The sequence below is a fragment of the Pseudomonas corni genome (genome assembly GCF_057128765.1).
On the sequence record NZ_JBSKHW010000005.1, the window covers coordinates 20,522 to 33,682 of the forward strand.

Annotated in this window: 12 protein-coding genes; 7 read left to right on the forward strand and 5 right to left on the reverse strand. The window is 58.6% G+C overall.

Going from position 1 to position 13,161, the window contains the following annotated elements; all coding sequences use genetic code 11:
• Positions 1 to 4: 4 nt before the first annotated feature.
• From ACWKV9_RS10300 to ssuE, 3 genes are all read left to right on the forward strand, one after another.
• Positions 5 to 1,417 (forward strand): undecaprenyl-phosphate glucose phosphotransferase, encoded by a 1,413-nt coding sequence (locus ACWKV9_RS10300; protein ID WP_483836013.1) that lies wholly within the window; start codon positions 5 to 7, stop codon positions 1,415 to 1,417.
• Between the two features lie 166 nt (positions 1,418 to 1,583).
• Positions 1,584 to 2,669 carry a polysaccharide biosynthesis/export family protein gene (locus ACWKV9_RS10305; protein ID WP_483836014.1) on the forward strand — a complete coding sequence of 362 codons (1,086 nt, stop codon included), beginning with the start codon at positions 1,584 to 1,586 and terminating at the stop codon, positions 2,667 to 2,669.
• A 538-nt stretch (positions 2,670 to 3,207) separates the two neighbouring features.
• Complete coding sequence (ssuE, locus tag ACWKV9_RS10310) at positions 3,208 to 3,792, forward strand: NADPH-dependent FMN reductase (RefSeq protein ID WP_483836015.1); 585 nt, start codon at positions 3,208 to 3,210, stop codon at positions 3,790 to 3,792.
• Between the two features lie 95 nt (positions 3,793 to 3,887).
• On the opposite strand, the gene ACWKV9_RS10315 is transcribed toward ssuE, so the two are convergent.
• From ACWKV9_RS10315 to ACWKV9_RS10330, 4 genes are all read right to left on the reverse strand, one after another.
• Positions 3,888 to 4,490, reverse strand: a complete 603-nt coding sequence (locus ACWKV9_RS10315) for a LysE family translocator (protein ID WP_483836016.1) — start codon at positions 4,488 to 4,490, stop codon at positions 3,888 to 3,890.
• Positions 4,491 to 4,640: 150 nt separating this feature from the next.
• A complete protein-coding gene (locus tag ACWKV9_RS10320) occupies positions 4,641 to 4,916 on the reverse strand; it encodes a hypothetical protein (RefSeq protein ID WP_483836017.1) in 276 nt (91 codons plus the stop codon).
• 284 nt (positions 4,917 to 5,200) lie between these two features.
• A complete protein-coding gene (locus ACWKV9_RS10325) occupies positions 5,201 to 6,571 on the reverse strand; it encodes a GntT/GntP/DsdX family permease (RefSeq protein WP_483836018.1) in 1,371 nt (456 codons plus the stop codon).
• Positions 6,572 to 6,710: 139 nt separating this feature from the next.
• Entirely contained in the window at positions 6,711 to 7,607 is an 897-nt protein-coding gene (locus tag ACWKV9_RS10330) for a LysR family transcriptional regulator (protein WP_483836019.1), read from the reverse strand.
• A gap of 129 nt (positions 7,608 to 7,736) precedes the next feature.
• On the opposite strand from ACWKV9_RS10330, the gene ACWKV9_RS10335 reads away from it, so the two are divergent.
• The 3 genes from ACWKV9_RS10335 to ACWKV9_RS10345 all read left to right on the forward strand — a co-directional run bounded on the left by ACWKV9_RS10335 (position 7,737) and on the right by ACWKV9_RS10345 (position 11,150).
• Entirely contained in the window at positions 7,737 to 8,438 is a 702-nt protein-coding gene (locus ACWKV9_RS10335; RefSeq protein ID WP_483836020.1) for a CoA transferase subunit A, read from the forward strand.
• An 87-nt stretch (positions 8,439 to 8,525) separates the two neighbouring features.
• Positions 8,526 to 9,182, forward strand: a complete 657-nt coding sequence (locus tag ACWKV9_RS10340) for a CoA transferase subunit B (protein WP_483836021.1) — start codon at positions 8,526 to 8,528, stop codon at positions 9,180 to 9,182.
• Between the two features lie 549 nt (positions 9,183 to 9,731).
• Positions 9,732 to 11,150, forward strand: coding sequence for a short-chain fatty acid transporter (locus ACWKV9_RS10345; protein ID WP_483836022.1), 1,419 nt, complete (start codon positions 9,732 to 9,734; stop codon positions 11,148 to 11,150).
• Between the two features lie 100 nt (positions 11,151 to 11,250).
• Here ACWKV9_RS10345 and ACWKV9_RS10350 read toward each other — a convergent pair whose 3' ends face one another.
• Positions 11,251 to 12,132 carry a LysR substrate-binding domain-containing protein gene (locus tag ACWKV9_RS10350; RefSeq protein ID WP_483836023.1) on the reverse strand — a complete coding sequence of 294 codons (882 nt, stop codon included), beginning with the start codon at positions 12,130 to 12,132 and terminating at the stop codon, positions 11,251 to 11,253.
• Positions 12,133 to 12,232: 100 nt separating this feature from the next.
• Between ACWKV9_RS10350 and ACWKV9_RS10355 the strand changes: the two genes are divergently transcribed.
• Positions 12,233 to 13,153 carry a DMT family transporter gene (locus tag ACWKV9_RS10355; protein ID WP_483836024.1) on the forward strand — a complete coding sequence of 307 codons (921 nt, stop codon included), beginning with the start codon at positions 12,233 to 12,235 and terminating at the stop codon, positions 13,151 to 13,153.
• Positions 13,154 to 13,161 lie beyond the last annotated feature (8 nt).

Genomic DNA, 13,161 nt, shown 5'->3' on the forward strand with positions numbered 1-13,161 from the left:
CGTCATGCGAACCCCCTTACGCGGCATCCTCAAGGCACATCAATCGTCGCTATCGGTGGCTCATCGTCTGCTGGACCTGGCCGTGATCGTACTGGGCGGCTATTGCCAGAGCGTGGTCACCGACGCACCCATGACGTCAGAGACCTGGACCCAAATCCTGCTGGCGGTGATGGTTTTCCATTGGCTGGGCGAATATCACCAGTTGTACGGATCCTGGCGCGGCGAACGGATCGTTCGCGAGCTGCTCAAGGTGTTCAATTTCTGGGGGCTGACCTTCGTCATTCTGCTCTCGGTGGATTACCTGCTGCTCAATCACGCCGATCTGCCGGATAACGGCCAGATGACCTGGTTCGCTACCGTGCTGATTGCCTTGTGCGGTTATCGCCTGGGCATTCGCAGCCTGCTGCACGGGCTGCGCAGTCACGGTTTCAATACCCGCCGGGTAGCGGTGGTGGGCACCGGCCACTGTGGCGAGCGACTGGCCAAGTCCATCGAAAGCGCGCCGTGGATGGGGCTTGATCTGCTGGGCTTCTACGACGAGCAGCCGCAGCAGATGGACCTGGCCCGCATCGGGCGACGTATTCCGGTGCTGGGGGATCTGGATCAGTTGATCGTCGATGCCCGCGAGGGCCGGATCGACAAGGTTTACATCACCTTGAGCCTGGACAGCCAGGCGCGGTTGCAGGAACTGATCAAAGGTTTGAGCGACACCACGGCCTCGGTCTACGTGATCCCGGACGTGTTCATGTTCGAGTTGCTGCATGCGCGTAGCGAAAGTATCAACGGGCTGCCGAGCATCAGTATTTTCGACTCCCCCATGGATGGCGCCTGGAGCATGGTCAAGCGCGTGGAAGACGTGGTGCTGTCGAGCATCATTCTGACCCTGATTGCCCTGCCCCTGCTGTTGATTTCCCTGGCGATCAAACTGACCTCGCGTGGCCCTGTGCTGTTTCGCCAGCGCCGTTACGGCCTGGATGGACGGCCGATCATGGTCTGGAAGTTTCGCAGCATGAGCGTTCAGGAAAACGGCGACGTGGTCACCCAGGCCACTCGCAACGACAGCCGCATCACCCCGCTGGGCGCGTTTTTACGGCGCACTTCGCTGGATGAACTGCCGCAGTTTTTCAATGTGCTGCGCGGCGAGATGTCCATCGTCGGGCCCAGGCCACACGCCGTGGCGCACAACGAGCAGTACCGCAAGCAGGTTTCGGGCTACATGTTGCGCCACAAGGTCAAGCCGGGGATCACCGGATGGGCCCAAATCAACGGCTGGCGCGGCGAGACCGACACGCTGGACAAAATGCAGAAACGCGTGGAATTCGACCTGCAGTACATCGAGCACTGGTCGGTTTGGCTGGACATGAAAATCATCCTGCTGACGCTCTTCAAAGGCTTCGTCAACAAGAACGCTTTTTAGCGACTACTCATATTCAGCCAGAACAATAAAGAACGGCCGAGGCGCACGACGCTCGGCAGGAGGTGACCACCTGCATGAGTGCCTGTAATCAGAAGTTCGGTGTTGGTAAGGGATGCAATGAAATCACTGTGGTGCCAGAACGCACCTATTAGGAAGGATCATCGATATGAAAGTAACGTTAGCTGTTGTGCTGCTTTCCAGTCTGATTTTGCAAGGCTGTGCTTTTGCCCCCGGGCAGCACATGACCCTGGATGAAGTCACCGAAAAGGACCCGGACGGTCCGAACGTCACACTGATCAAGATCACCCCGGCCACGCTGCAACAGCAGCAACAGCGTGCGGCCTCTCTGGCAAAACCGTTGCCGCCGGAACTGTTGAACTACAAGACGCCTGAATACATCGTCGGCCCGGGCGACGCCTTGCTGGTGACCGTTTTCGAACATCCTGAGTTGACTGCCCCTGGCTCCACCGAGCAGCTGGACGCCAACAGTCGGGAAGTGCTGAACGATGGCACAGTGTTTTTCCCCTACGTTGGCCGTGTGCAAGCCGCTGGCAAAACCGTTGCGCAGATCCGTGAACAATTGCGTATGGGCCTGTTGCCTCAGTACACCGAGGTCAAGGTTGACGTTAAAGTCCTGCGTTACAACAGTCAGCGCGTACTGCTGTCCGGTTCTTTCAGAACAGCCGGTCCGCAACCGATCACCAACATCCCGCTGAGCCTGGTGCAAGCCATCAGCCAGGCGGGTCTGGACCTGACCGATGCCAACCTGGCTGGGTTGACGTTGCGTCGTGACGGCAAGGATTACGTGATCGACGTCGATTCGCTCAACCGCAAGGACTCGCAACTGAGCAAGATTTACCTCAAGGACGGTGACTACCTGCACCTCAACAGCAACTCGAAAAACAAGATTTACGTATTGGGTGAAGTATTGAGTCCCCGCACGATTTCGTTCAGCACCACCAGCGTGACTTTGCTCGAAGCGCTGGGTGAATCCGGCGGCCTTAGTCCCGATGCGGCCGACGGTGATGCGGTGTATGTGATCCGTGGCGGGCAGGATGCGACTCACGGTTCGACCGTTTACCATTTGAACGCCGAAAAACCTACGGGCTACCTGCTGGCCAAACAGTTCGAGCTCGAAGCGCAAGACGTAGTCTTCGTCGGCCCGGCCAACATCACCCGCTGGAACCGCTTCATCAGCCAGTTGCTGGGCTCCAACAACATCGTTCAGACCGGTGCGATGTTCAGGAACTGAGGCAGCGACAAGCTTCAAGCTTCAAGCTTCAAGCAGCAAGTTAGTACCAACAGCAAAATCCTCGCAGGCGCCGACTGCGGGGATTTTTTTTGGTTTCGATTCAGACCTGTCGGAGCGAGGCTTGCCCGCGAAGCTGACGACGGAGCTCAACCGGCACCCGCGTTATCGTTCTTCGCGGGCTCTCCTACAGGTTTTGTAGCGACCACATACACGCGGCGAACATAAATCCCCGTAGGAGCGCACGAGCAATGCGAGGCCGCGATCGGCTGCGCAGCAGTCGTAAATCCATTCAGCGCAAGTGTTGCTGGAGAAACAGTTGATCAACAATTGTCGGGCTTTTGAGCAGATCGCCGCGCTTGCCCGCTCGTGGCAATGTACCGTTTGCCCCCTTTTTAAGGCGGTATCGTCACCTCAACCGCACTGGCATGCATGCTGCTATGAACGGGACAGGGTTGGAAACAACCACGACATTCGCGCTCAACGTTCACTGCACGACCTGTGTCTGCACAACGGTGACCTGATCCAAGGAATATTAAGCATGTTGGTAGTTTCACTTTCAGGCAGCCCGGCGCTCAGATCCCGTTCGGGTGTGGTGCTCAAACATGCGGCGCGCTGGTTGCAGGACCGTGGCGTCGAGGTCAAGGCGCTGCGGATTCATGATTTCAACGCCGAAGACTTGCTGTTTGCGCGCTTCGACAGCCCGGCGGTGGTGGCTTTCATCGAAGCAGTGAAACAGGCAGACGGCCTGTTGATCGGTACGCCGGTGTACAAGGCCTCCTTCTCTGGCGCGTTGAAAACCCTGCTCGATTTGCTGCCGGAGCGATCGTTGCACGGCAAAGTGGTGTTACCGCTGGCCACCGGCGGCAGCATCGCCCACATGCTGGCGGTGGATTACGCGTTGAAACCGGTGCTCTCGGCGCTCAAATGCCAGGAAGTGCTGCACGGCATCTACGCCATCGACAGCCAGATCAACTACAACGAAGAACACGAATCGGGCGGCGAGCTGGACGAGATCCTGACCGAACGCCTGCATGAAGGGCTGGAGCATTTCCAGCTGAGCCTGCAACACCGGGCAGGTGCGCGGCACAAGGAAGCGGGTGGGCATCTCAAGCTGGCGCTGTAATCACGTCTGTAGGTGCCAACTTGTTGGCGAGACATACAAGGCGGTCCGCCTGACGCACCGCCTCGCGAACAAGTTCGCTCCTACAGACTAAAGAGTTAGCCCTGCAACAACGGATACAACGACAGCACCAGTAATGCCGCCATCACGCCGTTGAACACTCGCAGCCAGAACGGATCGCGCAGTACGTTGCGCAACAGGCTGCCGCATCCGGCCCACATGCTCACTGCGGGCAGATTCACGATGCCGAACACCAGGGCAATAATCAGCACATTGGTGAAATAGCCATTCATCGGCGTGTAAGTGCTGATCGCGCCGATTGCCATAACCCACGCCTTGGGATTGACCCACTGAAACGCTGCAGCGCCGAGGTAACTCATCGGCCGGGCTTTCTTGTCGGTCGTATCAGTGACCGGTCCGGACGTCGCGATCTTGTACGCCAGATACAACAGATAGGCCGCGCCAGCATAACGCAGCACGGTATAGAGAACGGGATAGGCTTTGAACACAGCGCCCAGTCCCAGACCGACAGCCAGAACCATCACGGCAAAGCCGCAACTGATGCCGAGCATGTGAGGGATGGTGCGGTTGAAACCGAAGTTCACCCCTGAAGACAACAGCATGGTGTTGTTGGGGCCGGGCGTGACCGATGAAACGAAGGCAAATAAAACGAAGGCAATGAGCAGGTCGGCAGTAAACATGGGCAGTCCATTGGGCTGTGAAAACAAGCCCTGAGGCTATCGAAGCCAGGGCTGCAAACACATGGACAGTGACGCTGACTTTCACCCGTACAGTTCTGAACTCTTCGCAGTCATCACAGAACTGTTTCTATTCAAGTCGAGCCCCGCAACTCAGCCTTGACGGGCCGATGTCTGCACGGTGACTTGCGCGTTGGATTCGCCACGATTGTCGAATTCATGAGCGCGCTGGATCTGCGGCTGCTCCATCAGCTGGTTTTTCCGGGTCTGGTATTCCTCGTAAGACAGACCGCGACGGTTCAGGTCTTCGAGGGCCAACTGATGGGTTTCTTCAGCGGTGTAAGGGCGCAATTCCGGATGATGGTCTGCGGCGCAGCCAGAAACAACGGCGACTGAAAGCAACATGGCGAGGGTGACAAGACGGTTCATGAGAGCCTCCATTCGGCTCGTTTCTGGAATGAGCCAAGGCTACGCCCGCAGCTCCATCAGCAGAAATCACCCGTCTTAATAGTCGCTATTGCCAACCTGAACGAAAGCCCGATCGCACTGCACAAACCTGACATCACACACATGCCGGCATACACCTCAATCCCGTGGGAGCGGACCTGTCCGCGAAGGCGATGTATCAGCCCATAAACATGCATGGGATGTACTGGGCCTCTTCGCGGACGGGTCCGCTCCCACAGACTGATCACCCAGCCGATCCGGCTTTATCACGTCAAAAAATGCCACAACAGCAACGTGCCGATCAGCCCCACCACGGAAACAATGGTCTGCAGCACCGACCAGACCCAGATCGTCTGCTTCAATTCCAGGCCGAAATACTCACGCACCATCCAGAACCCCGCATCGTTGACGTGGCAGAAGAACACCGAGCCTGCGCCAATCACCAACGCCACCAGCGAAGCTTGAGTGGCCTCCAGCCCCGCCATCATCGGCGCAAGAATCCCCGCTGTCGTGGTGGTCGCCACCGTCGCCGAACCGGTTGCCTGACGCAACGCCACGGCAATCAACCAGGCCAGCAACAGGTACGGCATGTGCGCGCCTTCGGCGACTTTGCTGATGGTCTGACTCACGCCCGCATCCAGCAGCGTCTGCTTCAAGCCGCCGCCAGCACCAATGGTCAGCAACAACACCGCAATCGGCGCCAGGCTTTTGCGCAGCGTACCGCCCACATGTTCGCGGGAAATGCCATTGGCCCAGCCCAGGCAGATCACTGCCGCCAGCACCGCGATACCCAACGCTACCAAAGGCTCGCCAAGAAACTTAAGCGTGAGCGCGACGTTGCTTTCCGGCTCCAGCGCGACTTTCGCCAGCGTGCTGCCGAGCATCAGAATCACCGGCAACAAAATGATCAACAGCGACACGCCAAAGCTCGGCTGGCGCGTGGCAGTGGGCTTGGCGGAGAACAACTCGCCCAGCTCGGCGGGGGCTTCGATGTGCAGGCGTTTGGACAGCCAGTTGCCGTACAAAGGACCGGCCAGAATCACAGCTGGCACCGCAATGCAGAACCCCAGCAACATCGTCAGGCCAAGGTCCGCGTGCAAGGCGCTGACTGCAATCAATGGCCCGGGATGCGGCGGCATCAGCGCATGCAGCGTGGTCATCCCCGCCAGCGCCGGGATCGCGATCTTCAGCAACGGCTGCCCGGATTGGCGGGCCATGACGAAGATGATCGGCACCATCATCACCAGTCCCACTTCGAAAAACAGCGGCAGCCCGATGACCATCGCCACCAGCGCCATCACCCAAGGCAGCGCTTTACCTTTGCCGATCCCCAGCAGGGTCGAGGCAATGCGATCCGCCGCGCCGGATTCAGCCATCAATGCGCCGAGCATCGCCCCCAGGGCGATGATGATCCCGGCTTCACCGAGAATCCCGCCCGCCCCTTTGCTGAACGCCTTGGCCACCGCTTCAGCAGGCAGCCCGGCGCCGATCCCGGCAATGAACGTACCGACGAGGATGGACAGAAACGGCGGCAGTTTGGTCGCACTGATGAGGATAATGATGGTAGCGATTGCGATCAGGCAGCAGACAATCAGTTGGGTGTCGTGAAACGCCCAGGCAGCAGAAGAAGCGTCCAACAGAGGACTCCTTATCGTTTGGAGTTGATCAACCCGAGGTCGAAACAATTGGTAGCAATTTGCCAAACGATACCGGATGCGACATTGAGCCGCAGTGAATTTTTTGACAGCGAAGCGTCTGGCAGGCGTTTTACCGCGCCTACAACGATCGCGTTACATCAGCACTCTCAATCAATACATCGCGCAACGCCTGCGCCGCCGCCGACAACTTGTGATCGGCCAGCGTCATCAACCCGATCCGCCGTTCGATAACCGGGCCTTCCAATGCAATACAGCGCGCGCCCAATTCCTGCATTTGCTGAATGCACAGCGACGGCACCGCACTGACCCCTAAGCCATTGGCAACCATCCGGCCCACCGTCGACAGCTGATGACTTTCAAACGCCACCGACAACTTGCCGTGCTGGGTGTGCAGGTCCTGCTCCAACAGCAAGCGCACGGCAGACGGGCGTTGCAGCGTGATGAAGTCGTGATGCAGCAGTTCATCCCAAGTCACCACTCCCTTCTCTGCCAATGGCGAATCCAGGGGCACGACGGCGACAAACCGGTCCATGTAAAACGGAGTGAACGACAGCGTATTACTCGATTCCGGCTCGAAACCGATCCCAAGCTCCACGCGCCGATGGTCTACCATTTCCAGCACCTGTTCGTTGATCACGTCGTGCACTGCGACGTTGACCCTGGGGTAACGCTCTCGAAACACTTTCAGCGCGGCTGGCAGCAGATTGCCAGCGAAAGAAGGCATTGCCGCCACCGAGACTTTGCCCAGTTGCAGGGTAAATCGCTGACGCAGCAGCTCTTCGGTATTGTCCCAGTCAGCCAGCAGTTGGCGGGCAATTGGCAGCAGCGTTTCACCTTCCGGCGTCAGGCTGACATTGCGGGTAGTGCGGGTCAGCAGTTGCCCGCCAAGGTCTTCCTCCAGTGCCTTGATGGTCAGGCTCAGCGCAGGCTGGGAAAGGTGCAGCCGCTCCCCGGCCTGGGCAAAACTGAGGCACTGCGCCACGGCCAGAAACGCACGAAGCTGCTTCACGTTCATATATTTGGTTTTCTTATCAATCTATGAAAAAAACAAAATTAACAAATCACTGAACCCGAGAGAAGATGCGATCAACGCTATCCGGCAACTAAATTGTCGGACACAACTACAAAGAAGGCGGGATCTACCATGGCTGGACTCGACAAGCGCGTTGCAACATACGAAGAGGCCCTCGACGGGCTGACCGACAACATGACCGTGCTGTCAGGCGGTTTTGGCCTCTGCGGTATCCCGGAAAACCTCATTGCCGAGATCAAGCGCCGTGGCGTCAAGGGCCTGACCGTTGTGTCCAACAACTGCGGCGTCGATGGATTCGGTCTGGGCGTCCTGCTCGAAGATCACCAGATCCGCAAAATGATCGCCTCCTACGTAGGCGAAAACGCCTTGTTCGAGCGCCAGTTGCTCGACGGCGAACTCGAAGTAGAACTCACACCCCAAGGCACCCTCGCTGAAAAAATGCGCGCAGGCGGTGCTGGCATCCCCGCTTTCTATACCGCGACCGGTTATGGCACGCCTGTGGCCGAAGGCAAGGAAACCCGCCAGTTCAACGGTCGCAACGTGATCCTGGAAGAAGCCATCACCGGCGACTTCGCCATCGTCAAAGGCTGGAAGGCCGACCATTTCGGTAACGTGGTCTACCGTCACACCGCGCAGAACTTTAACCCTGTGGTTGCCACTGCTGGCCGTATCACGGTCGTTGAGGTCGAGGAAATCGTCGAGCCCGGCGTGCTGCTGCCGACCGAGATCCACACCCCCGGCATTTATGTGGACCGCGTGATCCTGGGCACTTTCGAGAAACGCATCGAGAAACGCACGCTTAAAGACGCGTAAGTACCCGAAGCGCTTTTGCTCTGAAGCTTATTACTTGGAATGCTCCAGCCACTCAGCGGCTGGACACAATAAAAGAGACCCAAGATCATGGCACTCTCCCGCGAACAAATGGCTCAGCGCGTTGCGCGCGAACTGCAAGACGGCTTTTACGTGAATCTGGGTATCGGCATTCCGACCCTGGTCGCCAACTACGTTCCAGACGACATCGACGTCATGCTGCAGTCGGAAAACGGTTTGCTCGGCATGGGCGAATTCCCTACTGAAGAAACCATCGACGCCGACATGATCAACGCCGGCAAACAGACCGTGACGGCGCGCAAAGGCGCCTCGATCTTCGACTCATCCCAATCGTTCGCCATGATCCGTGGCGGTCACGTCGACCTGACTGTGCTGGGCGCGTTCGAAGTCGATGTGGAAGGCAACATCGCGTCATGGATGATCCCCGGCAAGCTGGTCAAGGGCATGGGTGGCGCGATGGACCTGGTGGCTGGCGCCGACAACATCATCGTCACCATGACCCACGCCTCCAAAGACGGTGAGTCCAAGCTATTGTCACGCTGCAGCCTGCCGCTGACCGGTGCTGGCTGCATCCGCAAAGTGCTGACGGACCTGGCTTATCTGGAGATCGAGAACGGCGCGTTCATCCTGCGCGAAACCGCACCGGGCGTGACCGTCGAAGAAATCATCGCCAAGACCGCCGGCAAATTGATCGTGCCGGATGATGTGGTTGAGATGACGTTTTAATCGACGCCGTCCGAATCGAATACGACCAGAAACTGTAGGAGCGTACGAGCACCGCGAGGCCGCGATACAGTGCGCAGCGCTGGCAAAAATGGTGAATTCACTATTTTCACGACTGCTTCGCAGCCGATCGCGGCCTCGCGCTGCTCGTACGCTCCTACAGAGATCGAGACAGATTCCGCGACACCGGCCCCTTCAGCAATGAAATTGATCGTGCCGGATGATGTGGTTGAGATGACGTTTTAATCGACGCCGTCCGAGTCGAATACGACCAGAAACTGTAGGAGCGTACGAGCACCGCGAGGCCGCGATCCAGTGCGCAGCGCTGGCAAAAATGGTGAATTCACTATTTTTACGACTGCTTCGCAGCCGATCGCGGCCTCGCGCTGCTCGTACGCTCCTACAGAGATCGAGACAGACTCTGCGACACCGGCCCCTTCAGCAATGAAGGGGCTTTGCTGTATCTGCACCACGACATTTTTCGCTGCATCGCCAACACTCAAAACAGCTATCTCAATAGCACTAACACAATAATTCCAAGAGGTAACACACGTGGCCGCTGAAATCGAAGAAAGCCGCTATGCCCGCTTTGCCCTGCGTTGTGCTCGATGGGCTGAACGCTGGTTTCCTGATTCATGGGTGTTCGCCGCGCTGGCCGTGGTGATCGTCACTGTCGCCACACTGGCGGTCGGCGCCAAACCGGCGGATGCCGCCAAAGCCTTTGGCGACGGCTTCTGGAGCCTGATCCCGTTCACCATGCAAATGGCCTTCGTGGTCATCGGCGGTTATGTGGTCGCCAGCTCGCCGCCTGCGGTCAAGTTGATCGACCGTCTGGCACGCATCCCGAAAAACGGCCGCTCGGCGGTGGCCTGGGTCGCGTTGATTTCCATGGTCGCGTCGTTGCTCAACTGGGGTTTGTCGCTGGTGTTCGGCGGTTTGCTGGTGCGCGCCCTCGCCCGCCGTACCGATCTGAAGATGGATTATCGCGCCGCAGGTGCTGCTGCGTATCTGGGTCTTGGCGCTGTGTGGGCATTGGGTCTGTCGTCGTCGGCTGCGCAACTGCAAGCCAACCCCGGCAGCCTGCCGCCGTCGATCCTGGCGATCACCGGCGTCATTCCGTTTACCGAAACCATCTTCCTATGGCAGTCCGGTGTCATGCTGCTGGCGCTGGTGGTGGTGTCGATCATCATCGCTTACGCCACCGCCCCCGGCCCTAATAGTGCCCGCGACGCGAAGGATTGCGGGATCGATCCAGCCTTCAGCCTGCCGCCACTGCCACCACGCACCCGGCCTGGTGAGTGGCTGGAATACAGCCCACTGCTGATCATTCTGATGGTGATTCTGGCGTCTGGCTGGTTGTTCAACGAGTTCTCGACCAAACCTGCGATCACGGCGATTTCCGGGCTGAACACCTACAACTTCCTGTTCATCATGGTCGGCGCGCTGTTGCATTGGCGTCCGCGCAGCTTCCTCGATGCGGTGGCCCGTGCCGTGCCGACCACCACCGGCGTGCTGATTCAGTTCCCGTTGTACGGCTCGATTGCCGCCTTGCTGACCACAGTCAAAGGTGGCGACGCGCAGACCGTCGCGCACCACATCTCGTTGTTCTTCACCAGCATCGCCTCCCACGATACCTACGCGCTGCTGATGGGCGTGTACTCGGCGATCCTCGGTTTCTTCATTCCATCGGGCGGCGGCAAATGGATCATCGAAGCGCCGTATGTGATGCAGGTGGCCAATGATCTGAAATACCACTTGGGCTGGGCGGTGCAGATCTACAACGCGGCTGAAGCACTGCCGAACCTGATTAACCCGTTCTACATGCTGCCGCTGCTGGGCGTGTTGGGCCTGAAGGCTCGGGACTTGATCGGCTTCTCGTTCGTGCAATTGCTGGTGCACACGCCGCTGGTGCTGTTTCTGCTGTGGGCGCTTGGGACGACACTGGCGTATGTCCCGCCGGTGATGCCGTAGACGCCTCGCCAACAAGTTGGCTCCTACAGATCGAACCGCGTTGGAGCAATCATCTGTAGGAGCGAACTTGTTCGCGAGCGGTTTCGCTGACGGCGCAATATTAGAGGGCCTGACCGATCAACCACTCTTTAAGCGCCTGCACCGACGGGCGCTGGATCGCGTGTTTGGGTTGCACCACGTAGTAGCCCTTGGGCAGCGGCAAACGCTGCTCGAAGGGTTCGATCAATGTCCCGTTTGCTATCTCTTCCTCGGTCAGCCATTGGCTGGTGATGACCACGCCCTGATCCCGCCGCGCCGCCTCGATCGCCATCAATGACTGATCGAAATGAATGCCGGCAATCTGCGTCGCCTCTTGGGTTTCAATCCCGGCAAAACGCGCCAGCCACTCAGGCCAATGAGGGTGCAACGTGTTGTGCAGCAATGTCGCGCCGCGCAACTCCGCGGGCGAGCGTAATTTGAGTTGGCACGCGTAAGCCGGGCTGCAATACACCCGGGCGTCGTCCCGGTGCAGCAACTGAACGTCCAGTTCGGGGGCAATCCCGTCGAAATGACGAATCGCCAGATCCGCGCGTTCACTGGAGAAATCCGTGAGTGCCGTGGAGGAGCTCAAGTGCAGCGAGACAGTGGGGCTGGACTCTAGAAAGTTAGCCATGCGCCGCGCAAACCACTTGGCCGCCAGGCTCGGCGGCATGCTCAGCCAGACGTTGTCGTTGTTGCGGTCACGCAAGGCCTGGCTGGCGTCGATGATTTGCGCCAGCGCTGGCTGAATCCGCGCCCAATACGCCATAGCGTCCGGTGTAGGCTCAATCCGTCGTATGTGCCGGACAAACAACGAAATCCCCAGCCACTGTTCCAGGTTACGAACCTGCTGTCCGACCGCGCCGGGCGTCACATTCAGCTCCTCGGCTGCCAGAGAAAAACTATTGTGGCGCATGGCTGAGTCGAAGCAGGCCAATGCTTTTAATGGCGCAGACGTGTTCATGGCAGAGTTTTTCTACTTCATGGCGCAAGGATGATCGGTTGTAGCCGATACGTGGCAGCAGGACAATCAACTTCTTTTGAACAGCTGGCGGACAGACCTCATGAAAAATATCGCCTACCTCGCCTTCGCGCTGCTTGGTCTGATCTGGGGCACCAATTTCATGTTCATGAAATGGGCGGTGGAATGGATTTCCCCGGCACAGATTGTGTTGCTGCGCATGCTGTTCGGGTTCCTGCCGATTCTGCTGTACGCACTGATGCGCCGAGCCCTCAGCTGGAGCCATCTGCGCCATGCTCATCACTTTCTGGTCATGGCCTTGCTGGCGACCGTGGTGTGTTACTACTTCTATGCCAAGGGCACGTCGTTGCTATTGTCCAGCGTCGCGGGTCTGCTCAGTGGCGCCATTCCGCTGTTTACCTTCGTCTGCGCGTTCCTGTTTCTGCGCGAAGAAAAGCTCAACGCGCGGATGACCGCCGGGGTCTTGCTGGGGTTCGTCGGTGTGCTTTTGATTGCCCGCCCGTGGGCCAGCGGCGACGGGGCCATTTCGGTGCCGGGTGTGATGTATATGGTGCTGGGGTCGCTGAGCGTCGGTTGTTCGTTCGTCTACGCCAAACGCTTCGTGACCGGGCTGAATATCTCGCCGGTGGCGTTGTGTACCTACCAGATCGGTCTGGCGCTGCTGGTGATCGCCGTGGTCAGCGACTGGAGCGGCATCGAACGTATCACCCAAAGCCCGAAAGCCATGCTCGGCGTATCGCTGGGCCTGGGTCTGCTGGGAACCGGCGTGGCGTACATTCTTTATTACTTCATCGTCGAAAAACTGGGCGCTGTGGTGGCCGCGTCCGTGACGTACATCCCGCCCGTGATCGCGCTGCTGACAGGTATTTTCATCGCGGGCGAGCCGGTTCACGGCATGGATCTACTGGCGATTGCTGCGATTCTGGGCGGGGTTTATCTGTTGCAGACAGGGCGCCGGAGGGGGCCGCAAACGGCAGTGCGGGCTGCAGCGGTTGCAAAATGATTAGCCCC

What these genes read in the sequence shown, in the direction of transcription:
- ACWKV9_RS10300 (WP_483836013.1), top strand. Translation starts at nt 5, where the DNA reads ATGCGAACCCCCTTACGCGGCATCCTCAAGGCACATCAATCGTCGCTA.
- ACWKV9_RS10305 (WP_483836014.1), top strand. Translation starts at nt 1,584, where the DNA reads ATGAAAGTAACGTTAGCTGTTGTGCTGCTTTCCAGTCTGATTTTGCAA.
- ssuE (WP_483836015.1), top strand. Translation starts at nt 3,208, where the DNA reads ATGTTGGTAGTTTCACTTTCAGGCAGCCCGGCGCTCAGATCCCGTTCG.
- ACWKV9_RS10315 (WP_483836016.1), bottom strand. Translation starts at nt 4,490, where the DNA reads ATGTTTACTGCCGACCTGCTCATTGCCTTCGTTTTATTTGCCTTCGTT.
- ACWKV9_RS10320 (WP_483836017.1), bottom strand. Translation starts at nt 4,916, where the DNA reads ATGAACCGTCTTGTCACCCTCGCCATGTTGCTTTCAGTCGCCGTTGTT.
- ACWKV9_RS10330 (WP_483836019.1), bottom strand. Translation starts at nt 7,607, where the DNA reads ATGAACGTGAAGCAGCTTCGTGCGTTTCTGGCCGTGGCGCAGTGCCTC.
- ACWKV9_RS10335 (WP_483836020.1), top strand. Translation starts at nt 7,737, where the DNA reads ATGGCTGGACTCGACAAGCGCGTTGCAACATACGAAGAGGCCCTCGAC.
- ACWKV9_RS10340 (WP_483836021.1), top strand. Translation starts at nt 8,526, where the DNA reads ATGGCACTCTCCCGCGAACAAATGGCTCAGCGCGTTGCGCGCGAACTG.
- ACWKV9_RS10350 (WP_483836023.1), bottom strand. Translation starts at nt 12,132, where the DNA reads ATGAACACGTCTGCGCCATTAAAAGCATTGGCCTGCTTCGACTCAGCC.
- ACWKV9_RS10355 (WP_483836024.1), top strand. Translation starts at nt 12,233, where the DNA reads ATGAAAAATATCGCCTACCTCGCCTTCGCGCTGCTTGGTCTGATCTGG.